Below are 24,306 nucleotides of genomic sequence, written 5' to 3' on the forward strand. Positions count from 1 at the left end.
ACATGCCGGATAATTACTCGATATGTTCGCTAAAAAATAACGTCAGGTCAACAGCTTGGCCTGCCGCTCCTTCCTTTTGCCCTTGCTGACCCGATGGGTAGAGATCCTGCCCAAGTTTCCCTGAACCTCATTCGATAATTAACCGAGCGGCGCGGTGAGATGTCGGCGTCCCGGAGGTATGCTGTCCGAAGGGACGCAATTCACGCCCGTGACAATAAAAAACCGACGCAAAAAGCCACCCAAGGAGTGTTTTCATGAAAACCCGTTCCCTGTTCCCGGCCGCCTGGCTCATGCTGCTCGCCGCGTTCTCCTTCGGCAGTGCCGTGCTCGCCGCCGACGCGGACAAGATCGAGAAGGTCGGCGGCAATACCCTGGCCAATGAGCACCTGGTCCTGCAGATCACCGAAAGCGACCTGCAACGCCAGAACCTGGTGCTGAACGTCGCAAGCAACGTGATGAAGGCGCGTGGCGGGCCGGACCAGATCGACGTCGAGGTGGTCGCCTTCGGCCCGGGCATCAGCATGCTGTTCGCTGACAACGTCCATGCGCAACGCATCGAATCCATGGCGCAATCGGGCGTCCGTTTTTCCGCCTGCGAGAATTCCATCGAGAACGCGACGAAGAAACTGGAGCGTGAGCCGAAAATGAACCCGGCCGCCAAGCCGGTCGAAGCGGGTATCGCCCGCATTCTCGACCTGGTCGACGCCGGATACGTGCTCGTACGACCGTAAGACACGAAACCCGGTCGATCGTCCCAGCGGCCCGCCGGTCTCCCAGCCGGCGGGCCGCCTTTGTTTGCGGATTCGGGCAGGGCGTAGGCAAGCGTCCAGCGGAGCACGTATGATCGAAAGCCGATCCACACGCATTCCCGGAAGGTTGCTCCCCGTGTCCGAACTCGACGAGATCACCCCCGACAAGGAACTGTCCAGCCGGCTTGCCTCGACCGTACCGCTGGATGACCGACAGCATGCCGATCTGGAACGTGCGCTGCGCTGCAGCCCGTTCATCCAGCAGAGTCTCGCGTCGGAACCCGACATCCTCGCCTACGTGATCGACGGACTCCATGATTCGTTCCTGGGCGACGGGCTCGAGCAGCGGCTGAACGCACTCTGCGGGGACCGTGATACCCGTCGTGCGCTGGATACGACCGATTTCGGCCGAGAGCTGCGTCGTTTCCGCCGTCGCGAGATGATCCTGATCGCCTGGCGGGATCTGGCCTGCATCGACAGCACCGACTCGACACTGCGTGCCCTGTCAACGCTGGCGGACTTCTGCGTGGCCGAATCACTCGCCCATCACGAACACCACATGCAGGGGCGGTTCGGCCGGCCCCGCGGACCGGACGGCGAACCCGTGGGGCTGGTGGTGGTCGGCATGGGCAAGCTTGGCGGCGAGGAACTGAACTATTCCTCCGACATCGACCTGATCTTCGCCTATGCCCACGAGGGCGAGACCGACGGGCGCAAGTCGATCAGCAATGCGGAGTATTTCGTGCGGCTCGGGCAGCGAGTGATCCGCTCACTGGACGAGGTCACGGGACACGGCTTCGTCTTCCGCGTCGACATGCGGCTGCGGCCGAACGGTGACGAGGGTCCGCTGGCCATGAGCTTCGACGGGCTGGAAATCTACTACGCCACCCTTGGCCGTGAGTGGGAGCGATACGCCTGGATCAAGGCGCGCGTGATCGCCGGCGACTTCGAGGCCGGCCGCGAACTGATGGACATGCTGCGGCCGTTCGTCTTTCGCCGCTATCTCGACTTCGGCGCCTTCAGCCAGTTGCGGGAAATGAAGCGCATGATCGAGCGCGAGATGACCGGCGCGGCGATGAAGAACAACATCAAGCTCGGCCCCGGCGGTATCCGCGAGATCGAATTCATCGCCCAGTTGTTCCAGTTGCTGCGCGGCGGCCGGGAACCCGACCTGCAGTGCCGGCGGCTGGTGCCGGTGCTGCACTCCCTCGAGGCCATGGGCGAACTCGAACCGGCCACCGTGGCGGACCTCGTCACCGGCTACGATTTCCTGCGGCGCAGCGAGAACCGCCTGCAGATGCTCTACGACCAGCAGACCCAGACGCTACCGGACAACAAGTTCGACCAGATGCGCCTCGCACTGGCGATGGGATTCGACGACTGGGGAAGCTTCCTGGCCGAACTCGACCGGCACCGGGACCAAATCCACGGTCACTTTTCGCAAGTACTCCGCCTGCCCGACGAGGAGGACGCGAGCACCGACCCCCTCGAACGGGTCTGGAGTGGCGTGGACGAGCCGGACATCCGCATCCGGGTACTGCGCGAGGCCGGCTTCGACGAGGCCGAGGAGATCGACCGGCGAGTGGTGGCCTGGCGGGAGGAGCAGGGCACCGCATTGAGCGGCACGGTGGCCCAGCGGCTCGATCAGTTGATGCCCGACCTGCTGCGCGACATCGCCGAATATCATCACGAGGCGACCATCCTTTCTCGGATGCTCGACCTGCTCGCCGCCATCCTGCGCCGCAGCGTCTATGTCGCCCTGCTGATCGAACAGCCGCAGGCCCGGCGCCAACTCGTGCGGCTGCTCGACGGCAGCCCCTGGATCGCCGAACTGCTCACCCAGCACCCCATCCTGCTCGACGAGCTGATCGATCCGCAGACACTCTACGCCCCGCCGGACAAGGAGCAGCTGGCGCGTGAACTCGGCGAGCTGCTGGCCAAGTGCCCGGATGACGAGGAGCGCAGTCTCGACGAGCTGCGACGCTTCAAGCAGCTGGCCACGCTCCGGGTCGCCGCCGCCGACGTCGTCGGGGCATTGCCGGTCATGCGGGTCTCGGACCAGCTGACCTGGATCGCCGAGGTCATCCTCGAGGCCGTCTACGCGCGGGCCCGGTCACAGATCGAGTCACGCCACGGCAAGCCCCAGGCTGTCGACGAGTCGGGCAACACCTTCATGCCGGGGCTGGCGATCATCGGTTACGGCAAGCTCGGCGGGATCGAGCTGGGCTACGGGTCGGACCTCGACCTGGTCTTCCTGCACGATTCCACCGACCGCGACGCGGTCACCGATGGCGACAAGTCGATCGACAACAGCCTGTTCTTCGCCCGGGTGGCGCAGAAGATCATCCACACCCTGAGCATCCGCACCCCGGCAGGCGTGCTCTACGAGGTGGACACGCGGCTGCGGCCGGATGGCGTGGGCGGTCTGCTGGTCTCGTCGGTAAACGCCTTCGCCCAGTACCAGGCCGAGAACGCCTGGGTCTGGGAGGTCCAGGCGATGTGCCGCGCACGGGTCGTCGCGGGTACCGAACGGGTCGGCGAGGCCTTCGCCTCGATCCGCGAGCGGACGCTGACCCAGCCACGCGACGAGGGGGGGCTCCGCGAGGCCGTCGTCGGCATGCGGCGGAAGATGCGCGAGAACCAGGAAGCGACACCCGACGGCCTGTTCCATCTCAAGCGCGACGTCGGCGGCATCACCGACATCGAGTTCCTGGTGCAGTACCTGCTTCTGAGACACGCCGGGGATCACCCTGAGATCCTGCGCTTCACCGACAACATCCGCCAGCTCGACTCCCTGCGTCGGGCGGGCGTGATCGAAGAGAAGGTCAGTCAGGATCTGACCCACGCCTACCGAAGCCTCCGGGACGCTGGTCATCGTCAGGCGCTCAAGGGACGTCGGTCGATCGTCAACGCCGCGGCCTACTCCCAGGAGCGCGACATCGTGATCCGCCAATGGCAGGAAGTACTGGGCGGTCCACCACCGGGTGGTACCTCCGGCTGATTCCGTCCGCTCAGGAACCGGGCGCGCCGTAGTCCAGTTCCAGTACCACCGGGGCGTGGTCGGAGGGGCGCTCCCAACGACGCGGTTCGACGTCGATATGACAGGAACGGGCCCGGTCGCGCAGTTCCTCGCTGATGAGGATCAGGTCGATCCGCAGCCCGCGATTGCGCCGAAAGTTCGCCGCACGGTAGTCCCACCAGGAAAACGCATTCTCCGGCTGGTCGAACAGGCGGAAGGCATCGATCAGTCCGGTCTCGAGAATGCGGTCGAGCGCGTCGCGCTCCGGAGTGCTGCAGAGGATCCGCTCGTGCCACGCCTCCGGGTCATGCACGTCCGCGTCGGTCGGTGCGATGTTGAAGTCACCCACCACCACCCGGTGACGGTAACGACCTGCCTCGGCGGCCAGCCAGCGGGCCAGCGCCTCCAGCCATTCCAGCTTGTAGCGGTACTTGTCCGAACCGACCGCCTCGCCGTTGACCACGTAGAGATCGATCACCCGCAGGTCGCCGAAGGTGGCGGCGATGACTCGCCGTTGCGGGTCGTCGAAACCCGGGATGTCGGTGACCACGTCGGTCGGCTCCGGCCAGTGCGCGGGGTAGATCCAGGCCACGCCGTTGTAGGTCTTCTGGCCGTTGCTGAGGATGCGGTAGCCAGCCTCCTCCAGGGCGACGCGGTCGACGGCCTCGTCGGTCTGCTTGAGTTCCTGCAGACCGAGCAGGGTGGCGGGCTGCTCGGCTAGCCAGTCCAGCACCTGGGGCTGGCGCACCTTCAAGGAATTGACGTTCCAAGTGACGATATTCATCGGACTTCCTGGTGAATCTCGGGGCGCGCCCATTCTCTCAGAACTCGGCCGCCGGGGCATGACCTCAGAAGGGGCTGCGCGTGGTCTGGGCAACAAACCAGAAGACGAACAGGACGACCGCCGCGGCCATGAACAGGGCGGCCCGGCGATTCTTGCGACGGATCAGCGCGCCCTGGTCGAGCCCCGAGATAATGTAGGGATCACCGTTGTCCGGGCGACGAATCAGGTTGGCGGTGTGGCTCCCCTGGTGCCGGACGGTATCCGCCTCGCGGATCTCGTTCTCCGCCTGGGAGCGTGCCAGGCGCATCGCCCATTGCCATTCACGCTCGGAAATGTCGCCGTCCCCGTCCAGGTCGAAGCGTTGACGCTTCTCGTCGTCCTGCTGCCATTCGGCGAGCAGTTCCCTGCGTCGGTGTTCGACCGCTGCGGCGATCGATTCCCCCGTGTTGCGATGACCGCGGGTCTCGAGCCAGCCGAGTACGTAGACGGGAAAACCGGGGAGCAGGAGGCGCTCCGTGTAGCGATGGTCATCACCGCCGAAACCGGTACCGGACGAGCCACTGTACCAAGTCCGCGACCTTCGTTCGCGCCAGCGCCGCCGGCGATGCTCGATAACGCGGGCGTGATCCGGGTCGACGAACGCCTCGCCGGTCCCGTCATCCACCATGAAAAGCGTGTCGCTTCGGTTGCGCTCGGTGGTCACCCAGCGACTGTTCCTGCCACTGCCTTCACGGCGCTCCACGGTGACGTCGTACCAGACGCAGGGCGTGAAGGTCAGCGGCGATCGCAGAGGTGCGTCGTTGAGAGGCCGTCCCGTACCCTCGATCTCGTTGAATCCCTGGGCGGCGGAACGCAACCGTGCGGTAGGCGTGTGGGCGATGATGCGCGCCCGGTTCGCATAGCGAAAGCCGAGGAAGACGAACAGCAGGGTGAGCCCCGCGGCACCCGCCCAGAGCAGCAGGAAGAAGCCGCCGTCCAGCCCGGACAGCCAGTGGCGCAAGGACTCGATCATCGACGCTGCCGGGCAGGAACCGGGACGGACCGGTTACTGGAAGAGCGCCTTCACGTCCACGTCCTGCGTCGTCTCGCGATCGAACTCCAGCAGGCGGAAGGCACGGAAACCGAACAGCTGGGCGACCAGGATATCCGGGAACTGCTCGATGCGGATGTTGTTGGTGTTGACCGCGGCGTTGTAGTACTCACGCCGGTCGGCGATCTCGTTCTCGAGACCCGTGATGCGCTGCTGCAGGTGCTGGAAGGTTTCGTTGGCCTTGAGCTCGGGGTAGGCCTCGGCCACCGCGAACAGGTTTCCCAGCCCGAGCCGGAGGCTTTGCTCGGCTCCGCCGAGGGCTCCCACGTCACCGCGCTGCTGCGCCTGGTTAACCGCCGCGCGGGCCTCCATGACCCGCTCGAGGGTATCGCGCTCGTAGTGCATGTACTGGCGGGCGGTCTCGACCAGCTTGGGCAGTTCGTCGTGACGCTGGCGAAGCAACACGTCGATGTTCGACCAGGCCTGCGAGACATTGTGCTTGATCCGGACCAGCCCGTTGTAGATCACGATGGCCCAGATGAGGACCAGGACCAGCAGGAAAACGATGATCGACAGTGCGATACCCATGTATATTCAGCCTCCATGCCGCCCGCCCGGAGACGGGTCGGTCGGTTCAGACGTCGATGTTTGACGCCGACAGCGCGAACTTCTCGATGAAGTCGCGGCGCGGCTCGACCAGGTCACCCATCAGGACGGTGAAGACCGAGTCGGCCGCGACCGCGTCTTCGATCTTCACCTGCAGCAGCCGGCGGGTATCCGGGTTCATGGTGGTTTCCCACAACTGGTCCGGGTTCATCTCGCCCAGACCCTTGTAGCGCTGCACCGACAGGCCGCGGCGCCCTTCGGCCATAAGCCAGTCGATCGCCTGCTCGAACCGCTCGACCGCCTGGCGACGCTCCCCGCGCACCACCTCGGCTCCCTCGGTGATCAGGCCGTCGAGACGCTCGCCCAGATCGCCCAGCATACGATATTCGCTGCCCTGGAAGAATGCCGCCGGAATGGTCGTTTCATGTGAAACCCCGTGCTGGCTTCGCTCGATGCGGAACACGTGACCATGCTCGCCTTCCTCCATCGATACGCCGTACTCCACTCCCGGGTCGGCAATGGCATTGAGCATGCCGTTGAAGTGCCCCAGCCAGCCGGCCAGACGCGACTCGTCGTCCATCATGGATCCATCGAGACGCGAGACCTGCATCAGGGCCTTGAGGGCGTTGATGTCGAAGCGGTTGGCCATCCGATCGATCATTGCCTGGGCCGAAAGATACTCTCGTGACAGAGACTCCAGCCCCGGGCCGGAGATCGGCGGGGTGTTCTCACCGAGTTCGATGCGGGCGCCGTCGACCGCCTGCTGGAGGAGGTACTGGTTCAGCGCGAGGTCGTCCTTGAGGTACTGCTCCTGCTTGCCCTTCTTGACCTTGTACAGCGGCGGCTGGGCGATGTAGACGTGACCACGTTCGACCAGCTCGCGCATCTGGCGGTAGAAGAAGGTCAGCAACAGGGTGCGGATGTGACTGCCGTCGACATCCGCGTCGGTCATGATGATGATCCGGTGGTAACGCAGCTTGTCGGGATCGAAGTCCTCGCGACCGATGCCGCAGCCCAGCGCGGTGATCAGCGTGCCCACCTCGGCCGAGGAAAGCATCTTGTCGAAACGCGCCTTCTCGACGTTGAGGATCTTGCCCTTGAGCGGCAGGATCGCCTGCGTGCGCCGGTCACGACCCTGCTTGGCCGAGCCGCCGGCGGAGTCACCCTCCACCAGGTACAGCTCGGAGAGTGCCGGGTCCTTCTCCTGGCAGTCGGCCAGCTTGCCCGGCAGCCCGGCAATGTCGAGCGCTCCCTTGCGACGGGTCATCTCGCGGGCGCGACGCGCCGCTTCGCGGGCCCGGGCGGCCTCGATGATCTTCGAGGTGATCGCCTCGGCATCGGCCGGGTTCTCCTCGAGGAAGTCGGCCAGGTGCTCGGCGGTCATCGACTCGACGGCGGTCTTTACCTCGGATGAGACCAGCTTTTCCTTGGTCTGCGAGGAGAACTTCGGGTCGGGGACCTTGACCGAGATCACCGCCACCAGGCCCTCGCGCCAGTCCTCACCCGTGGTGTTGACCTTGGCCTTCTTGAGGATCCCGTTGCGATCCATGTAGTCGTTGAGCGTGCGGGTCAGCGCGGTACGGAACCCGGTCAGGTGCGTCCCGCCGTCGCGCTGCGGAATGTTGTTGGTGTAGCAGAACAGGTTTTCCTGGTAGGCATCGTTCCACTGCAGGGCCAACTCGATGCCCACCTCGTCGCGATCGCCGGTCAGGTAGATCACGTTCTTGTGGATCGGCGTCTTGCCCGTGTTCAGGTGCTCGACGAACGCGCGGATGCCGCCCTCGTAGTAGAACGTGTCCGAGCGGCCGCTCTGCTCCTCGGAGAGCGAGATGTGCACCCCGGAGTTGAGGAACGACAGCTCGCGCAGGCGCTTGGCCAGGATGTCGTAGTGGAAGGTGACGTCGGTGAAGATCGTCTGGCTGGGCAGGAAACGGATCTGGGTACCGGTGCGCTCGGTCGGGCCGGCGTCCTTCAGCGGGTACTGCGGCTCGCCCAGGTGGTATTCCTGCACCCAGCGGCGCCCGTTGCGCCAGATGGTCAGGTCCAGACGGTCGGAGAGCGCGTTGACTACCGAGACGCCCACGCCGTGCAGGCCGCCCGAGACCTTGTAGCTGTTCTGGTCGAACTTACCGCCGGCGTGCAGCACCGTCATGATGACCTCGGCGGCCGAGCGTCCCTCTTCCTCGTGCAGGTCCGTGGGAATGCCACGACCGTCATCGGTGACCGACACGGAGCCATCGGCATGGATCACCACGTCGATCTTCGAGCAATGGCCGGCGAGCGATTCGTCGACGGCGTTATCGACGACTTCGAAGACCATGTGGTGCAGGCCGGTACCGTCGTCGGTGTCGCCGATGTACATCCCGGGCCGCTTGCGAACGGCGTCCAGCCCCTTTAGGACCTTGATGCTGCTGGAATCGTAACTGTTTTCGGCGCTCATCGTTTCATGTCCATTCCGGTTGCTCGGCAGCGTCCTGCCGAAACGGGACCGCAATATCTCGCGATCCCATTGCCGTGGGGTACGGCTGTTCAGTGCTGTAAAACCTTCAGATCATACCATTTTCCGGACCTGGCCGTCGGCCAGTGCGAACCGCGCGTCGATACGGCCGTCGTCGTCGAGCGCGTCGGCGGCAATGACGCTGATGAAGGCCTGGTGACCGCTGGCCGAGAGGAAGTCGAGCACCCGTCGCCGATTGTCCCGGTCGAGTTCCGAGGCCAGGTCGTCGAAGAGGATCACCGCCGGTTCGCCCCGGGCCTTTTGCCAGAGATCGAGGACGGCTAGGTGCAGCAGGGTGACGAGCATCTTGATCTGGCCCCGGGAGGCGACCTGGCGTGCCTCCTGGTCGTCGATGGAGATCTTCAGGTCCGCGCGATGCGGACCGAACAGCGTCGACTGCATTTCCGTCTCGCGTTCCCGTCCCTGCTCGATGGCAGTGGCGAGATCGAGGTCCTGGCGGTATCCGGGCAGGTACCGCAACGACAGGGCGCCCTTCGGGAACAGCTTGGGAGCGAGTCCTTCGACCTGTTCGACAAGCTTGTCGAGCACATCGCGCCGGGCGGCTTCGAGCCGTTCGGCGCTGCGGATGTAGAGCGTCTCCCAGGTCGTCTCCCGGCGCCCGCGCCTTAGTAGCGCGTTGCGCTGCTTGAGGACCTTGAGGAAATCCCGGTGGCAGTCGAAGAATTCGGGGAGGGCGTAGAAGCCGACCCGGTCGAGAAAACGTCGCCGGTGGTCCGGCGATCCCAGTACCAGATCATCGGATTGCGGATGAAGGGCGAGGACGGGGAGGAGACGGGCCAGTTCGCTCAGGCGCGTGACATTCTCGCCGTCGATGCGCAGGTGCAGCGTCTTGCGATCACGTTGCAGGGCGATCCGATGCTCTCGAAGACGGGGTGCGCCTTCCTGGACACGTGCCCGGACCAGCAGGTCGACGGCTCCGTGTCGAATCAGTTCGTTCGGCTGGCTGCCGCGGAATGACCGGCCGAGGCTCAGGGTGTGGATGGCCTCGAGCAGGCTGGTCTTTCCGGAACCGTTCGGTCCGCTGATGAGGTTGATACCGCCCTCGGGTTCCAGGTCGAGATCCTGCAGGTTTCGCAACCGCTCGACATGAAGTTGGGTTAGCCGTGTCACGGGAACCGGCTTAGATCTTCATCGGCATCAAGACGTAACGCGTACGGATCAAGTCGGCCGTGGTCGGCTGGACCAGGGCGCTGGACTCCGGCGTCTCGAATTCCATGCGGACCTGCGGATCGTCGATGTTGGCCAGTATGGCGAGCATGTAGCCGATGTTGAAGGCGATCTTCAGGCTGTCGCCCTGATAGTCGACCGGAATCTCCTCGCGGGAGGATTCCTGGTCGCTGTTGATGGCCTCGATGGCCAGCTGGTCGGTTTCCAGCAGGTAATGGGCGCCGGCGAAGCGGTCGGTGTTCAGCACGGCAGCGCGCTGCAGGACGTGCCGAAGCGACTCGCGGTCGGCGATGACCACCTTGCTGTTGTTTTTCGGGATGACGCGGTCGTAGTCCGGGAACCGACCGTCGATCAGCTTGCTGACCATGCGTTGTCGGGCGAGTTTGAGCTCGATTTGCTGATTGCTCACCAGCAGTTCGATCGAGGTTTCATCGTCGCGATCGAGCGCGCGCATGAGTTCCATCACCATCTTGCGGGGCACGATGATGCGCAGGGTGTCGGCCACCGACTGTTCGGTGTCTGTTTCCGCCAGTGCCAGACGATGTCCGTCGGTGGCCACGCAGCGGATGTGATCCGGGGCTACCTCGAACAGCAGACCGTTGAGGAAGTAACGCACGTCCTGCTGGGCCATCGAGAACTGGGTCTTTTCCAGGAGCAGGCGGAGATGATTCTGCGGCAGGACCACGCGGTGGTCTTCCGCGGTGGCCTCCATGCGCGGGAATTCGTCGGCGGGGAGACATCCCAGCCGGAAGACGCTCTGTCCGGAGCGAAGGATGAGGAAGCCGTCTTCTTGCTGGAGCTCGATGTGAGCCTCCGAACCGATGGCTCGCACGATGTCATGCAGTTTCCGGGCGTTGACCGTGGTCCGGCCCGGCTGCTGGACGTCGACGAGCGTGCTGCTCTCGAGCTGTATTTCCAGGTCGGTGGCCGTGATCTTGAGATCATGTTCGCCGGTTTCCAGCAGCAGATTGCCGAGGATGGGCATCGTCTGGCGTTTTTCCACGCCGCCGATGACCCGGTTGATCGCGTCGAGCAGGTCCTGTCTGTTGACGGTCAGTTGCATGGCATGCGCTTCCTCTTATTCAGTAACAGATGTTTTCTTCTGTTGATGATGATGAATGTGAAGGGGGACAAAAGCTCTGGATAAGCCCTTAAACGAGTGCTTTTTCAACAGGTTGTGCATTTCATATCTCGGCTTCCTGCCTCGGGAGGGCTTGTGGAGCGTTTGGGACCAATTGTGGATAACCCGTTTTCTGGCGATTCATCCACAGATTGCCCAGCGCCTTTCCCGGCATCGTGCCGAGGTTATTCCCTGCCGTGAAGTCGCTACACGTTGAGGGTATGTCTCAGCAGGTTGTAGTCGTCGCTGATCTTGCTGTCGGACTCACGCAGTTCGTTAATCTTGCGGACTGCGTGCAGCACCGTGGTGTGGTCTCGGCCACCGAACGACTCGCCGATCTCCGGCAGGGAGTGGCTGGTCAGTTCCTTGGCCAGTGCCATCGCGATCTGTCGGGGCCGGGCGATCGAGCGGGTGCGCCGCGCCCCGGTCAGATCCTGGATCTTGATGTTGTAGTACTTGGCGACGGTCCGCTGGATGTTGTCCAGCGTGATCATCTTGGCGTGCGCGGAGATCATGTCCTTGAGCGCGTCCTTGGTGGACTCGATGGTGATCGGTCGCTTGGAGAACTGCGTGGTCACGATCACGCGGCGCAGTGCGCCCTCGAGTTCGCGGATGTTGGCCTGGATGCGGCGGGCGATGAAGAAGGCGACATCCGAGTCGAGATCGATGCCCGACTGTTCGGCCTTGCTGTGCAGGATGGCGACGCGCGTTTCCATGTCCGGCGGCTCGACCGCCACCGTCAGGCCCCAGCCGAATCGCGACTTGAGTCGCTCTTCGAGTCCCTCGATCTCCTTGGGGTAGCGATCGCAGGTCATCACGATCTGCTTGCCCTGCTCGATCAGCGCGTTGAAGGTGTGGAAGAATTCTTCCTGGCTGCGCGGCTTGGTGGCGAAGAACTGGATGTCGTCGATCAACAGGGCGTCGATGCCGCGGTAGAAGTTCTTGAACTGTTCGGTGTTGTTGTTGCGGATCGCGGTGATCATTTCCTGAACGTAACGTTCGCTGTGCAGGTAGATCACGCGCTTATCGGCCTGCTGGTCGATGATCTCGTTGCCGACCGCGTGCATCAGGTGAGTCTTCCCCAGTCCCACGCCGCCGTAGATCAGCAGCGGGTTGTAACTGGCACCCGCGTTGGCGGCCACCTGCTGGGATGCGGCACAGGCAAGCTGGTTGGACTTGCCCTGGACGAAGGTCGCGAAGGTGAAGCCGCGGTTGAGGTTGTGACCGAATTCCTGGTTGTCGTCGGGCTCCGCCGGCTCCACGGGCGCCGCCGCAGGGGCGGGCTTCCTGGTCGGTTCCCCGGCTGGTCGGGAAGGCTCGGCCGGTTTCGACGGGGGAGCGGACTTGCGCTGGCTACTTCCGGCCTCCCCGATACGCAGGGAGACGTCGAGATCCGGCCGGCCGGAGACCTCGCGAGCGTGTAGGCGGATGCGCTCGAGCAGCTTCTGCTCGATCCAGTCGACGGCGAATCGGTTCGGCGCCCAGAGCAGCCACTGCGAGTCACTCCTTTCCTCGGCCTGCAGTGGAAATATCCACATCGTCAGCTGGTCGTTCGGCAGCTCCTGGGACAGGCGATCAATGCATTGTTGCCACATCGGAAAGTGCTGCATGACGACGGTTTTTCTCCCTGGTCCGCGAGTCGACTCGACAAACGGGCATCATAACATTCCACAGGGTGTCCCGGCATCTTATCCACAAGTTGATCGATGCTGGATCCCCAGCCTGTTCGCCGGACGGGACGAAGGCGAACGTCGCCGATCCCTGGAGCCGGCCGCGGCGCGGCAAGGGGATGCTCAGCGTCGGGCTTGACAGCAGGGGTGCTTTTGGAACAGTATTCGGCCCCTTTTTCAAGCGGATACGGGTGTCATCGCATGCCCGTGTCGGCTTTGCCGTTACCATCCGAAAAACAATCTGGTAGATCGTCATGAAAAGAACATTTCAGCCGAGCAACCTGCGTCGCAAGCGCACTCACGGCTTCCGTGCCCGCATGAAGACCCGTGGTGGTCGTGCGATCATCAACGCCCGTCGCGCCAAGGGCCGCAAGCGTCTCTCTGCCTGAGGTCGTGACCTCGGCCACGTTGCCGGAAGCCGGGGCGCATTCTCGTCCCGACGACGGGGGCAGTGAATCCCTCGACAGTCGCTTCCCGCGTAGCGTTCGCCTGCTGACCGGGCGCGACTACCAGGCGGTGATGCGAGGCGGGATGCGGGTGCACACCGCCAACCTGATGCTGGTGGTGTCGGCCAGTCCCGCGGGGCATGCGCGCCTCGGGCTGGCGGTGAGCCGGCGACGGGTACGCTTGGCGCACGAGCGCAATCGGATCAAGCGAGTCGCTCGTGAAGAGTTCCGGCTGAGCCGGGCGGAACTGGCACCCATGGACGTCGTCGTTCTTGCCAAGCCGGGCGCCGACGAGCTGCCGATGGAAGATCTCCATCGACAAATGCGTCACGCACTGAAAAAGGCGAGTCGGAAATGCGCGCAGTCCTGAAAGCCCTGGTCAAGGCCTACCGTCTGCTGATCAGCCCCCTTCTGCCGCCGTCCTGTCGTTTCTACCCTACCTGTTCCGAGTACGCCCTCGAGGCCCTCGACCGGCATGGGGCCCTGCGGGGAAGCTGGCTCACGCTCAAGCGTCTGGGGCGGTGCCATCCCCTCTGCAAGGGGGGCGTCGATCCCGTCCCGGGCAGTGAGAAGGCAACCGACACGGTTTGCCAATGCAGCACCGAATCCGTTTCACGTGAAACCGGGCCCGCATCCGGGCCCGGCTCCCATGTCGTCCAATCGCGAGACTGATCTTCCATGGAACAACGTCGCCTGATCCTGATCATCGCCCTGGGGTTTGTCCTCATCCTGCTCTGGCAGGCATGGCTGGGAGAAAACCGCTCCGAGATGGACAGCTCTGCGTCCGGAGCCACATCGAGCCAGGTGGCCGATGACCTGCCGACGGGTGACGGGCCAGACGAGAGCGTGGATCGTCCTTCCGGCGCCGGGGTACCGGGAGGAAGCGACGACATGCCCGGTGCCGCCTCGGACGACAAGCGCATCACGGTCGAGACCGACGTGCTGTCGCTGGCGATCGATCCGGTGGGCGGCACTCTCGTCCAGGCCGACCTTCTGGAATATCCGGTCACGCTCGACCAGCCCGACCATCCGGTCCGGCTGCTGGAAGACAGTCAGGGTTTCACCTACATCGCCCAGTCCGGCCTCCTCGGCCGCAACGACGCCCCCGCACCGGATCACCATGCGCAGTTCGAGATCCAGGAGTCGGCCTACCAACTGGTGGACGGCGAATCGGTGCTCGAAGTGCCCCTGGTCTGGGAAAGGGACGGGGTGCGTGTCACCAAGACCTTTATCTTCAAGCGCGGCTCCTATGCCATCGACGTCCGCCACACCGTGGAGAACACCACGGACGCCGAATGGCGTGGCCAGCAGTACCGTCAACTGACACGCTCCGGTTCCACCCCGGGCATGCAGCTGATGTACACCTATACCGGCGGCGTGTACGCCGGTACACCGGCCGGTGGAGGCGATCGCCTCAACTACGAGAAGATCGACTTCGAGGAGATGGGCAAGATCCGTCTCGACAAGAACCTCGAGGACGGCTGGGCAGGGATCATCCAGCACTACTTCATGAGCGCCTGGGTGCCGGCCGATGCCCAGCAGGTCAATCAGTACTACACCTTGAAGAGCGACCGTGACGGTTTCCCGGTCTACTCCATGGGTCTGCTGTCGCCGACGGCCACCGTCGGCCCGGGATCGACCGAGACGCTCGAGTCAATTCTCTACGTCGGGCCGAAGATCCAGTCCGACCTCGAGCCGCTGGCCACCGGCATGCACCTCGCGGTGGACTTCGGCATCCTGACTTTCATCTCCGAGCCGATCTTCTGGCTGCTTGACTTGTTCCATGACTGGGTCGGCAACTGGGGTTGGGCGATCGTGATGGTCACCCTGGTGATCAAGCTGATCTTCCTGTGGCCGTCGGCGGTGAGCTATCGCTCCATGGCGCGCATGCGGGCGGTCACGCCGAAGATGCAGGCCTTGAAGGAGCGCTTCAGCGACGACAAGCAGCGCCTGTCCCAGGAGATGATGAAGCTCTACCAGAAGGAGAAGATCAATCCGCTGGGCGGCTGTCTTCCGATCCTGATCCAGATCCCCGTGTTCATCGCGCTCTACTGGGTGCTGGTGGAGTCCGTCGAGCTGCGACAGGCGCCGTGGATCCTGTGGATCGAGGACCTGACCCAGCGGGATCCGTACTTCATCCTGCCGCTGCTCATGGGTCTGTCGATGTGGGCGCAGCAGAGGCTGAACCCGGCCCCGGTCGATCCGATGCAGAAGAAGATCTTCCAGTGGCTGCCGGTGGTGTTCACGGTGTTCTTCGCCTTCTTCCCGGCCGGTCTGGTGCTCTACTGGTTCGTCAACAACCTTCTCTCGATCATTCAGCAGGCCATCATCACCCGGCGCGTGGAGCGCCAGATGGCAGCCAAGAAGGGGTCGAGCTGAGCGGTATCGATGTTTCCCGTGAAACATCCGGTGGGTGTCCGCGGTGACTGAACCGGCGATCGACACGATCTGCGCGGTGGCCACGGCCGCCGGTCGGGCCGGGGTCGGGGTGGTGCGGCTGTCCGGGCCCGACGCTCGACCGATCATCGAACGACTGACGAGTGTCGATCCGCGGCCCCGGCATGCCCACTACGCCACGTTCCGGCGCGCCGCCGACGGCAGCGTGCTGGACGACGGCATCGTTCTCTATTTCCCCGGGCCGCATTCCTACACGGGCGAGGACGTAGTCGAGTGGCAGGGTCATGGCAACCCCGTGCTACTCGACGAGGCGGTTCGGGAAATGATCCAAGCCGGGGCGCGCATGGCCCGCCCCGGCGAGTTCACCGAACGGGCCTTTCTCAACGGTCGCATGGATCTGGCCCAGGCAGAGGCAGTCGCCGACCTGATCGAGGCGGGCTCGGCCCAGGCGGCCAACGCCGCTCGCCGATCCCTGACCGGGGTCTTCTCCCGGCGGATCGACGCCTTCGTCGACAACCTCGTGCATCTGCGCATGTACATCGAGGCGGCGCTGGACTTTCCGGAGGAGGAGATCGATTTTCTTTCGGATACCCGTCTGCGTGATCAGCTGGACGCCCTGCGTGCCGATCTTGCCGATCTGCTGTCCCGAACCGGGGAAGGGGTCCGCCTGCGTGAGGGGATGCAGCTGGTGATCGTCGGTCAGCCCAATGCCGGCAAGTCCAGTCTCCTGAACCAGCTGGCGGGCGAATCCCGAGCCATCGTCACGGAGATCGCCGGGACCACCCGAGACGTGCTGCGTGCGGAGGTCAACATCGATGGCCTGCCGCTGCACGTGATCGATACCGCCGGATTGCGGGACAGCGACGACCCCATCGAGCAAGAAGGTATCCGCCGCGCCTGGGCGGAGGTCGAGCAGGCCGACCTCGTGCTGCTTCTGATCGATGGCACCCGCGGCCACACGCCAGAGGACGACCGGACGCTCGCCCGACTTCCCGACAAGCCGCTGCTGACCGTGGTCAACAAGATCGACCTGACCGGCGAGGCGCCGTCGGAGGCGGCGGAAGACGGTGTACTGCGCCTGTCCGCCCGGACCGGGGACGGGGTCGACGTGCTGCGCCGAGAGTTGCGCCGCATCGCCGGCCTGACCGATCGCAGCGAGGATCCCTTCATCGCCCGACGCCGGCATCTCGATGCCCTGGAACAGGCGCAGCGCAGCCTCGACGAAGCCTCGCACGCGTTGGTGGCGCTGGGTGCCGGCGAACTTGCCGCGGAAAGCCTGCGCCAGGCCCAGGAATCCATGGAGATCATTACCGGGCGTTTCACGGCGGATGATCTTCTCGGCGAGATATTCGGCAGCTTCTGTATCGGCAAGTGAGGCCAGGCTGGCGTCGGCAATAGTGAGCTGTTGACCCAGCTCCGTTCTCGGTTGAAAACCGATCAGGACGGCGCTTTAATGAAAAATTGTTTTCTATCTGGGGAGGGCTGATCTCATGCTGTCGATGGGATATGAGCCGCCGGTCGATATCCGGCAGGTGACCGGCAACGTCGTCGGACTCGGCACTCACCGGGCGCTGCAATCCAAGACCGATCTCAACGGGGTCATCACCCAGGCCAGTCGCTCCCTGGCGGAGATCTCCGGCTTTTCCGTCGACGAACTGATCGGGCAGCCGCACAACATCCTCCGGCACCCGGACATGCCGGATACGGTCTACTACCTGATGTGGCGCGAGATCCAGGCGGACCGGGAGTTCTTCGGCGTTGTGAAGAATCGCTGCAAGAACGGGGACCACTACTGGGTGCTGACCCGCGTGGCGCCGATCGTCCGCAAGGGCGAGAAGGTGGGTTATACCTCGGCCCGGTTCCTGCCGCGCGCCGAGCTGGTGCCCGACTGGGAAAAGCTTTTCGCCGACATGCGTCACGCGGAACAGTCGAGCCAGTACGGCGACGAACGTCGTTTCAAGCCGGCCATCGACGTCATCGACCGGTTCGTCCACCGCCACGGCTACGGCACGCTTCAACAGATGGTGCTTTCGGCACGGGCATGAGCCACGGTCGGACTGGCGGCAACTCAGCGGCGCAGCGTCCGGATCCCGGTAGCCTTCCCGCCACCGTCTACGTGTCGCCGGATCGACCCTGGTTCCGCCTGGAGCCGGTGGTCGAATCCCGTCTTCCCCTGGTGGCGGCGCTGGCCGAGTCGATCTGGTGGAAGTGCTATCCGCCCATCATCGGTGCCGAGCAGGTCCACTACATGCTTGGTCGCGGTTATTCGCTTCCTTCCCTGCGCCGCCAGGCCCGCGCAGGCGCCCGCTTTCTGCTGCTGCGGGCCGGCCCGCATTCGATCGGTTTTCTCGCCTGGCAACCGGCGAACGGCGAGGCGTTTCTCGACAAGCTTTATCTCGAACCGGACTATCACGGACTCGGCCTGGGACGGATGATGCTGGCCGCGGTGGCTCACGCCGCGACCGTGGCCGGGCTCGATGCCGTCTCGCTGCGCGTAAATCGCGACAATCGGTCGGCCATCCGTGCCTATCGTCGGGCCGGGTTCGAGGTGGTCGCCGAGGACGTCAAGCGCATCGGTGGCGGTTTCGTCATGGATGACTACCTCATGCGACTCAATCTTGATTGCTGCCGTTTGATAGAATCCACGGACAGCCGGTCGCTCTGGAGCGGTCGCCAATGCTCTCAGCCCTGGAGGTGATCGATGCAGGGCGATGTCTCGAATCCGAATCGGCCCGAGGCCTTTCCTGACGGGGTCAGACAGGTAACCTGCCGGGATTGCCTGGCCGAGGCGACCACCGGACTGGGTTTCTCCTTCTCGATGGCGTTCCAGCCGATCGTCGACACCGAACGCGGCGAGGTCTACGCCTACGAGGCCCTGGTGAGGGGAAGAACGGAGAGTCGGCAGCGAGCGTGCTCTCGAGTGTGGGTGACGCCAACCGCTATTACTTCGACCAGGCCGCCCGGGTCACGGCAATCCGGCTGGCCACCGAACCGGGCATCGACGCTCACCTGAGCATCAACTTCATGCCCAACGCCGTGTACAAGCAGCAATCCTGCATCCGGGCCACCATGGAGGCGGCTCGGATCTACGGCTTCGATCCAGAGCGCCTGATCTTCGAGGTCACCGAGGCGGAGAAGATCGACGACCGCCCACATCTGCGCCGGATCTTCGACGAATACCGGGAGCAGGGATTGATGCGCGCGATCGACGACTACGGCGAGGGATTCGCCGGACTGAATCACCTGATCGAGCTCGAGCCGGATCTGGTCAAGATCGATCTCAACCTGGTCCGGGGCGTCGATCGGCACCGGAGCCGACAGGCCGTGATCCGCTCGACCGCCCTGCTATGCGAGGAAATGGGTATCCGGCTGATTGCCGAAGGCGTCGAGACCCGGGAGGAATTCGAAACTCTGAGGGACATGGGCTTGTCTCTGTTCCAGGGCTACTGGTTCGCCAGGCCCGGCTTCGAGAGCCTCCCCCAACCGAACATGCCGTGAATGTCACGCGGAGCGAAATCAATTGACTACCGAAAAAAATGAATCGAACACCATCCGGCTAACCCAGTACAGCCATGGCGCCGGATGTGGCTGCAAGATCTCTCCCGCGCTGCTCGACGACATGCTCGCCTCGACGCTCACGCCCGTGCAGCCCGACGCGCGCCTGATCGTCGGGAACGACTCGCGCGACGATGCCGCCGTGTTTGATCTGGGTGACGGTACGGGCGTGATCAGCACCACCGATTTCTTCATGCCCATCGTCGATGACCCGTTCACCTTCGGCCGGATCGCGGCGACCAACGCCATCAGCGATGTTTACGCCATGGGCGGCGAGCCCATGCTCGCCATCGCCATCCTCGGCTGGCCGATCGACCGGCTCGGACCCGAGGTGGCCGCCGCGGTAATCGATGGTGGCCGAAGCGCCTGCCATGATGCCGGCATCACGCTTGCCGGCGGGCATTCCATCGACGCTCCGGAGCCGATCTTCGGTCTGGCCGTCACCGGCCGGGTCAAGCTCGACCAGCTCAAGTGCAACGACCGCGCCCGGGAAGGCGACCTGCTGTTCCTGACCAAGCCGCTCGGCGTGGGCATACTGACCACCGCGCAGAAGAACGGCGTGCTGGACGAGGCACATGCGCACCTGGCACCCGAGAGCATGATGCGGCTCAACCGCATCGGTCGCGATCTGGCCGCCATCGAGGCCGTGACCGCCATGACCGACGTCACCGGTTTCGGACTCGGCGGGCACCTGCTGGAGTTGTGTCGCGGGAGCGATCTGCGTGCCGAGATCGACGTGGATGTCCTGCCCCTGATCGAGGCGGTGGCCGACTACATCGCGCAGGGACAGATGCCCGGCGGGACCGGCCGGAACTACGCGAGCTACGGGCACGATCTCGGCGAACTGAGCGAACATGCCCGGGCCGTGGTCTGCGATCCCCAGACCTCGGGCGGGTTGCTGGTGGCCGTGCGCCCCGAGGCGGCAGACCGGGTCAGCGCGTTGCTCGAGGCCGAGGGGCTGCATTCGCGACCGATTGGCTCGCTCGCGGCGGCCGCTGATGGCCCCCGCGTGACCTTCCGCGAGCGACGATGAGCATGGCAGGGACGCGCGACCTGCCCGTCGTCACCGACCTGGCTTCGGTCTTCATCGAGGATCGGCCGCTGATGGACGTGCGCGCCCCGATCGAGTTCGGCCAGGGTGCCTTCCCTCGGGCGCACAACCTCCCGCTGCTGACCGACGATGAGCGCCACCAGGTCGGTATCCGCTACAAGGAGGCCGGTCAGGAAGCGGCGATCGAGCTGGGCTACCAGCTGGTCGACGAGGCGGAAAAGGCCGAGCGGGTCGAGCGGTGGCAGGCCTTTGCCGAAGCCCATCCCGGAGGGGTGCTGTACTGCTTCCGCGGCGGGCTGCGTTCGCGACTGACCCAGCAGATGCTGCACGAGGCCACCGGCATCGCCTATCCGCGCATCGCCGGTGGTTACAAGGCGCTGCGCCGCTTCCTGCTCAACACGCTCGAGGAGGCGTCGCCCACCGCACCGCTGCTCATGCTCGGCGGTCGGACCGGTGTGGGCAAGACACCGTTCCTGTTCCGCTTCGAGCGATACATCGATCTCGAGGGACGTGCGCGCCACAAGGGGTCGGCCTTCGGGCGGGAGCCGGTGCCGCAGCCGCAGCCGATCGACTTCGAGAACCAGGTGGCCATCGATCTGCTCCGGTTGCGTCATCGCTCACCGGACGCCCCGATCCTGGTCGAGGACGAGGGCAAGATGGTCGGTGCCCGGCAGGTGCCGCCCGCGCTGTTCGAACGGATGAGTCGTTCCCCGCTGGTCGTCATCGAACGTCCGATCGAGGAGCGGGTCGAGCAGAGCCTCAAGGACTACATCATCGACCTGGAGGCCGGTTACCGGGAGACGCTGGATACGGAGGCTGCCGGTGCCGAACCCCACGTGCGCGAGCACATCCTCGGGGCCATCGACCGGGTGGCCAGGCGGCTGGGCGGCGTGCGCCACCAGCGCGTGCGCGGCATGGCCGAGTCCGCGCTGGATGCCTGGTACGAACACGGCGACCGCGAGGGCCTGCGCGAGCTGATCCGGGTGATGCTGGTCGAGTACTACGATCCGATGTACGACTACCAGCTGCGCCACAAGCGCGACCGCATCCGGTTCACCGGTTCTCCCGACGAGGTCGCCCAATGGCTGGAGGCCCGCGGCCTGCGGGCCCGCTGACTGTCCGGAGACGCCGGAAACGGATCGGTCCTTCGCCGATGCCTTTCCTGCCCTGAGGGTGTGTCGGCGTGCTCCAAGCGGTAGACTTGCCCCCGCGTCGCAATCCATCAGAACCAGATCATGCCTGCACCTCCGGATTCCATCGCAGACAGCCGCCGGGACGACCTGTTCCGCGAACCACGATCGCCTGCCGCCTTTCGCTTCGACGAGGCGGTGGCGGCCGTGTTCCCGGACATGATTTCGCGTTCCGTGCCCGGCTACCGCTTCAATCTCGAGCTGGTCGCGGCCATCGCCCGTCGCCATGTCCAATCGCATACGCGGGTCTATGATCTGGGCTGTTCGCTCGGTGCCATGACGCTCTCGATCCGCTCGGCGCTGACGTCCCTCGCCGAACCGCCGGAGGGCGTGGAGATGATCGGTGTGGACAGCTCTTCGGCGATGATCGATCGGGCGCGCAGCCAGCTGGCCGCCTTCCAGTCTCCGTACCGGACGGACCTGACCTGTGCCGACCTGCAGCAGGTGGCCGTGGAACAAGCATCGCTGGTGATACTGGGCTATACGTTGCAGTTCATCCCCGTGGAGGAACGAGACACGGTGATCGAGCGCATCCGGGCCGGGCTGGTTCCCGGCGGTGTGCTGGTGCTGGCCGAGAAGGTCCACGAGCCGGATGCTGATGCCGAGCGACTGATGACGGAACTGCACCACGACTTCAAGCGCGCCAATGGCTATTCGGAACTCGAGATCGCTCACAAGCGCCAGGCGCTGGAGAATGTCCTGCGCACCGAAACGGTCGCGGATCACGAATCGCGCCTGCGAAAGGCCGGGTTTGATCATGTCGTCATGCTCTCCCGCCACTACGGGTTCTGCCTGTGGCTGGCGCAAGTGGGCAGGAAAACAACGGATCCGTCTCCGGCCGGTCGACGAAGGCCGCCGGAGAGGGAACCCTTCGAGGGTTGAACGGACATAATTGTCTGGCGGGCATAACGCCTGCGCGTGGGTCTCGTGACTAGCCGACAGGGAAACGGTTCATGACAATCAGAAGCAGAACAATTCAGACCGCCCCCTTGCGCCTGGCCGGACGGGGGCTCGCGATGTCGACGCTGTTCCTGGCGGGGACGGTGGCGGCACAGCCGGGCCTCATCGCCGATGAGACGGGGTGGTCGGGCCAGATTGCCCCGCTGGTCGGGGTGATCTCCAGCCGGTCGAATCTGGCGGTCTCCAGCGACCAGAAGGAGATCGACTCGCTCTACCGCCTGTCGTCGCGCGAGTATCGCCCGATTGGCGGCGCCCTGGGCCGGGTCGACTACACCATCACGCCCGGCAGGCTCGCGCTGTACGCGGGGACGCCACGCACGGCATTCCAGGACGGCGAGATATCGATCGAGGTCGGTGCACGCTACCGTCTGGGCGATGCCGGGGTGCTGAGTGCGGGCGTGATCCCGACGAGCGTGGCCGGCAACGAGGTCTGGTCGGACCCCTTCGTCACCGGCCAGCCACGCACGGCGACGGATGCAAGCCGCCGTGGCCTGCACCTGGGCATGGCCGCCATCGGCGGCACCGGACTGTCGGTGGATTACCACCTCTTCCGTCATGAGATCGACGAGGAGCGTTCCGGTGTGGCACTCGGACTGTCGGCGGCCGATCGGGCCCTGCTCGATCGTGACGCCACCGAGCATCGAGTCGACCTGAACTATCGCCTTCCGGCCGTTTCCGGCATCACGCTGACACCTGGCCTGCAGTACCGTCGCATGGACGCCGACGGCGAGGCCAATCGTGGCTGGCTCCTTCGCCCGCAGATGACCGCGCAGTGGCAGGTCGATCGGCTGAGTCTTTCCCTGACGGGCTTCTATGGCGTGGATCGCTATGACGTGCGTCAACCGGTCTACGACGAATACCGTGACGCCGAGCAGCTGGGCGTGGTGGCCGGCGTTCGCTACGCCGAACCTTTCGGTTGGTCGAACTGGTCGGTGGATGCCTGGGGCGTCTGGTCCGACACCGACTCGGATATCCGTTTCTACGATCAGCAGACCGGGGTGTTCGCCGTCGGCCTGGGGTATCGCTTCTGACAATGTCCGCCTTCCGCGACGATCCGGACGTGCGCCTCGGAGCCGAGCGGGTCGCGGCCCGCAATGCCGTGACCCTCCCCCGCTTCGGGCTGCCACTCGACGAGTGGATCGCCCGTGACTGGCTGGCGATCAATCACGGCGACTGGCCGCGCTGGCTGGCCGCGATCGGGCGGTTGCCGGAGCGTCCCGCCGATGCCGTCAATCATCTCGATCGACCGGCGATCACGGCCACCGCCCCTTCCGGCACGCCGCCGGGGCTGGAGGAGATGCTGCGGGACCTGATTCCCTGGCGGAAGGGTCCCTACGATCTGTTCGGGGTGCACATCGATACCGAGTGGCGCTCGGACCTGAAATGGGACCGGCTGGTCGACCATATCCAGCCGCTGGCCGGGCGGCGTGTCCTGGACGTCGGCTGCGGCAACGGCTACCACCTCTGGCGCATGCTCGGTGCCGGTGCGGATGCCGCCCTGGGCATCGATCCCACCTGGGTATTCGCCGCGCAGTTCCATGCCGTGGCGCAGTTGCTCGGCGAGGCCCGCGCCGGGATCGTGCCGACCCCGCTGGAGCGCTTTCCCCATCGACCGGTGTTCGACAGCGTCTTTTCCATGGGCGTTCTCTATCACCGCCGCGATCCCTTCACCCACCTTTCCGAGCTCAAGGCCTGCCTGCGCCCCGGCGGCGAACTGATCCTCGAGACCCTCGTGGTCGAGGGCGACGAACGGACCATTCTCACCCCGGCCGATCGGTATGCTGGCATGCGCAACGTGTGGTTCCTGCCCAGCCCGGCAGTGGTCGAGCGCTGGCTCACGCGGATGGGTTTCGTCGAGCCGAAGCTGGTCGACGTGGCGGTGACGACCGAGACCGAGCAGCATCGCACCGAGTGGTTCGGCGACCGCCAGTCGCTGGCAGACTTTCTCGACCCGCAGGATCCCGCCCTCACCCGCGAGGGTCTGCCGGCTCCGCGGCGCGCGATATTCACCGCCCGTCGCCCGGGTTGATCCCGTCATTTCGGG

At 64.8% G+C, this 24,306-nt stretch carries 21 protein-coding genes and 1 pseudogene; 15 read left to right on the forward strand and 7 right to left on the reverse strand.

The features are described 5' to 3' along the window. Window positions 1–254 precede the first annotated feature (254 nt). Together ACESL5_RS03140 and glnE are read left to right on the forward strand one after the other, a co-directional pair. Window positions 255–731 carry a hypothetical protein gene (locus ACESL5_RS03140; RefSeq protein ID WP_372591329.1) on the forward strand — a complete coding sequence of 159 codons (477 nt, stop codon included), beginning with the start codon at window positions 255–257 and terminating at the stop codon, window positions 729–731. 154 nt (window positions 732–885) lie between these two features. After that, window positions 886–3,750 carry a bifunctional [glutamate--ammonia ligase]-adenylyl-L-tyrosine phosphorylase/[glutamate--ammonia-ligase] adenylyltransferase gene (glnE, locus tag ACESL5_RS03145; protein ID WP_372591330.1) on the forward strand — a complete coding sequence of 955 codons (2,865 nt, stop codon included), beginning with the start codon at window positions 886–888 and terminating at the stop codon, window positions 3,748–3,750. Between the two features lie 10 nt (window positions 3,751–3,760). Here glnE and xth read toward each other — a convergent pair whose 3' ends face one another. From xth to dnaA, 7 genes are all read right to left on the reverse strand, one after another. Further along, window positions 3,761–4,552, reverse strand: coding sequence for an exodeoxyribonuclease III (gene xth / locus ACESL5_RS03150; RefSeq protein ID WP_372591331.1), 792 nt, complete (start codon window positions 4,550–4,552; stop codon window positions 3,761–3,763). A gap of 64 nt (window positions 4,553–4,616) precedes the next feature. Continuing rightward, window positions 4,617–5,564, reverse strand: coding sequence for a GIDE domain-containing protein (locus tag ACESL5_RS03155; RefSeq protein WP_372591332.1), 948 nt, complete (start codon window positions 5,562–5,564; stop codon window positions 4,617–4,619). Window positions 5,565–5,597: 33 nt separating this feature from the next. Then, the gene (locus tag ACESL5_RS03160) at window positions 5,598–6,170 is read right to left on the reverse strand and encodes a LemA family protein (protein ID WP_372591333.1); all 573 of its coding nucleotides are present in this window, start codon (window positions 6,168–6,170) and stop codon (window positions 5,598–5,600) included. Window positions 6,171–6,216: 46 nt separating this feature from the next. After that, complete coding sequence (gyrB, locus tag ACESL5_RS03165; RefSeq protein ID WP_372591334.1) at window positions 6,217–8,628, reverse strand: DNA topoisomerase (ATP-hydrolyzing) subunit B; 2,412 nt, start codon at window positions 8,626–8,628, stop codon at window positions 6,217–6,219. 111 nt (window positions 8,629–8,739) lie between these two features. Beyond that, window positions 8,740–9,816: a DNA replication/repair protein RecF gene (gene recF / locus ACESL5_RS03170; protein ID WP_372591335.1), complete on the reverse strand. Its 1,077-nt coding sequence runs from the start codon at window positions 9,814–9,816 to the stop codon at window positions 8,740–8,742. A 10-nt stretch (window positions 9,817–9,826) separates the two neighbouring features. Next, window positions 9,827–10,936 carry a DNA polymerase III subunit beta gene (dnaN, locus tag ACESL5_RS03175; RefSeq protein WP_372591336.1) on the reverse strand — a complete coding sequence of 370 codons (1,110 nt, stop codon included), beginning with the start codon at window positions 10,934–10,936 and terminating at the stop codon, window positions 9,827–9,829. A 263-nt stretch (window positions 10,937–11,199) separates the two neighbouring features. Further along, a complete protein-coding gene (gene dnaA / locus ACESL5_RS03180; RefSeq protein WP_372591337.1) occupies window positions 11,200–12,603 on the reverse strand; it encodes a chromosomal replication initiator protein DnaA in 1,404 nt (467 codons plus the stop codon). Window positions 12,604–12,917: 314 nt separating this feature from the next. Between dnaA and rpmH the strand changes: the two genes are divergently transcribed. From rpmH to cmoB, 13 genes and pseudogenes are all read left to right on the forward strand, one after another. Then, window positions 12,918–13,052: a 50S ribosomal protein L34 gene (rpmH, locus tag ACESL5_RS03185; protein WP_058574926.1), complete on the forward strand. Its 135-nt coding sequence runs from the start codon at window positions 12,918–12,920 to the stop codon at window positions 13,050–13,052. Between the two features lie 4 nt (window positions 13,053–13,056). Beyond that, the gene (gene rnpA, locus ACESL5_RS03190) at window positions 13,057–13,479 is read left to right on the forward strand and encodes a ribonuclease P protein component (protein WP_372591338.1); all 423 of its coding nucleotides are present in this window, start codon (window positions 13,057–13,059) and stop codon (window positions 13,477–13,479) included. After that, window positions 13,464–13,709 (forward strand): annotated as a pseudogene (yidD, locus tag ACESL5_RS03195) (membrane protein insertion efficiency factor YidD); the annotation flags it as partial. The gene rnpA and the pseudogene yidD, both read left to right, overlap by 16 nt. Before the next feature lie 78 nt (window positions 13,710–13,787). After that, window positions 13,788–15,488, forward strand: coding sequence for a membrane protein insertase YidC (yidC, locus tag ACESL5_RS03200; protein WP_372591339.1), 1,701 nt, complete (start codon window positions 13,788–13,790; stop codon window positions 15,486–15,488). A gap of 43 nt (window positions 15,489–15,531) precedes the next feature. Continuing rightward, window positions 15,532–16,881, forward strand: coding sequence for a tRNA uridine-5-carboxymethylaminomethyl(34) synthesis GTPase MnmE (gene mnmE / locus ACESL5_RS03205; protein ID WP_372591340.1), 1,350 nt, complete (start codon window positions 15,532–15,534; stop codon window positions 16,879–16,881). Between the two features lie 115 nt (window positions 16,882–16,996). After that, entirely contained in the window at window positions 16,997–17,551 is a 555-nt protein-coding gene (locus ACESL5_RS03210; RefSeq protein WP_372591341.1) for a PAS domain-containing protein, read from the forward strand. After that, window positions 17,548–18,204 carry a GNAT family N-acetyltransferase gene (locus ACESL5_RS03215; protein WP_372591342.1) on the forward strand — a complete coding sequence of 219 codons (657 nt, stop codon included), beginning with the start codon at window positions 17,548–17,550 and terminating at the stop codon, window positions 18,202–18,204. Before ACESL5_RS03210 ends, ACESL5_RS03215 begins: the two co-directional genes overlap by 4 nt. Window positions 18,205–18,416: 212 nt before the next feature. Beyond that, window positions 18,417–19,004: an EAL domain-containing protein gene (locus tag ACESL5_RS03220; RefSeq protein ID WP_372591343.1), complete on the forward strand. Its 588-nt coding sequence runs from the start codon at window positions 18,417–18,419 to the stop codon at window positions 19,002–19,004. 52 nt (window positions 19,005–19,056) lie between these two features. Next, window positions 19,057–20,094: a selenide, water dikinase SelD gene (selD, locus tag ACESL5_RS03225; RefSeq protein ID WP_372591368.1), complete on the forward strand. Its 1,038-nt coding sequence runs from the start codon at window positions 19,057–19,059 to the stop codon at window positions 20,092–20,094. 2 nt (window positions 20,095–20,096) lie between these two features. Then, complete coding sequence (mnmH, locus tag ACESL5_RS03230) at window positions 20,097–21,227, forward strand: tRNA 2-selenouridine(34) synthase MnmH (protein ID WP_372591344.1); 1,131 nt, start codon at window positions 20,097–20,099, stop codon at window positions 21,225–21,227. A 120-nt stretch (window positions 21,228–21,347) separates the two neighbouring features. Further along, window positions 21,348–22,184, forward strand: a complete 837-nt coding sequence (gene cmoA, locus ACESL5_RS03235; RefSeq protein ID WP_372591345.1) for a carboxy-S-adenosyl-L-methionine synthase CmoA — start codon at window positions 21,348–21,350, stop codon at window positions 22,182–22,184. Between the two features lie 71 nt (window positions 22,185–22,255). Further along, window positions 22,256–23,293 carry a DUF2860 family protein gene (locus tag ACESL5_RS03240; RefSeq protein ID WP_372591346.1) on the forward strand — a complete coding sequence of 346 codons (1,038 nt, stop codon included), beginning with the start codon at window positions 22,256–22,258 and terminating at the stop codon, window positions 23,291–23,293. Window positions 23,294–23,295: 2 nt separating this feature from the next. Then, on the forward strand, window positions 23,296–24,291 hold the full coding sequence (gene cmoB, locus ACESL5_RS03245; RefSeq protein WP_372591347.1) for a tRNA 5-methoxyuridine(34)/uridine 5-oxyacetic acid(34) synthase CmoB: 996 nt from the start codon (window positions 23,296–23,298) through the stop codon (window positions 24,289–24,291). Window positions 24,292–24,306: the final 15 nt, after the last annotated feature.

This window comes from Guyparkeria sp., assembly GCF_041687595.1.
In the GTDB taxonomy this organism is placed as follows: Bacteria; Pseudomonadota; Gammaproteobacteria; order Halothiobacillales; family Halothiobacillaceae; genus Guyparkeria.

Excerpts from the sequence above, each read along its gene's own strand:
- ACESL5_RS03140 (WP_372591329.1), top strand. The coding sequence starts at position 255 with ATGAAAACCCGTTCCCTGTTCCCGGCCGCCTGGCTCATGCTGCTCGCC.
- xth (WP_372591331.1), bottom strand. The coding sequence starts at position 4,552 with ATGAATATCGTCACTTGGAACGTCAATTCCTTGAAGGTGCGCCAGCCC.
- ACESL5_RS03155 (WP_372591332.1), bottom strand. The coding sequence starts at position 5,564 with ATGATCGAGTCCTTGCGCCACTGGCTGTCCGGGCTGGACGGCGGCTTC.
- ACESL5_RS03160 (WP_372591333.1), bottom strand. The coding sequence starts at position 6,170 with ATGGGTATCGCACTGTCGATCATCGTTTTCCTGCTGGTCCTGGTCCTC.
- gyrB (WP_372591334.1), bottom strand. The coding sequence starts at position 8,628 with ATGAGCGCCGAAAACAGTTACGATTCCAGCAGCATCAAGGTCCTAAAG.
- dnaN (WP_372591336.1), bottom strand. The coding sequence starts at position 10,936 with ATGCAACTGACCGTCAACAGACAGGACCTGCTCGACGCGATCAACCGG.
- dnaA (WP_372591337.1), bottom strand. The coding sequence starts at position 12,603 with ATGCAGCACTTTCCGATGTGGCAACAATGCATTGATCGCCTGTCCCAG.
- rpmH (WP_058574926.1), top strand. The coding sequence starts at position 12,918 with ATGAAAAGAACATTTCAGCCGAGCAACCTGCGTCGCAAGCGCACTCAC.
- yidC (WP_372591339.1), top strand. The coding sequence starts at position 13,788 with ATGGAACAACGTCGCCTGATCCTGATCATCGCCCTGGGGTTTGTCCTC.
- ACESL5_RS03210 (WP_372591341.1), top strand. The coding sequence starts at position 16,997 with ATGCTGTCGATGGGATATGAGCCGCCGGTCGATATCCGGCAGGTGACC.
- ACESL5_RS03215 (WP_372591342.1), top strand. The coding sequence starts at position 17,548 with ATGAGCCACGGTCGGACTGGCGGCAACTCAGCGGCGCAGCGTCCGGAT.
- mnmH (WP_372591344.1), top strand. The coding sequence starts at position 20,097 with ATGGCAGGGACGCGCGACCTGCCCGTCGTCACCGACCTGGCTTCGGTC.
- cmoA (WP_372591345.1), top strand. The coding sequence starts at position 21,348 with ATGCCTGCACCTCCGGATTCCATCGCAGACAGCCGCCGGGACGACCTG.
- ACESL5_RS03240 (WP_372591346.1), top strand. The coding sequence starts at position 22,256 with ATGACAATCAGAAGCAGAACAATTCAGACCGCCCCCTTGCGCCTGGCC.
- cmoB (WP_372591347.1), top strand. The coding sequence starts at position 23,296 with ATGTCCGCCTTCCGCGACGATCCGGACGTGCGCCTCGGAGCCGAGCGG.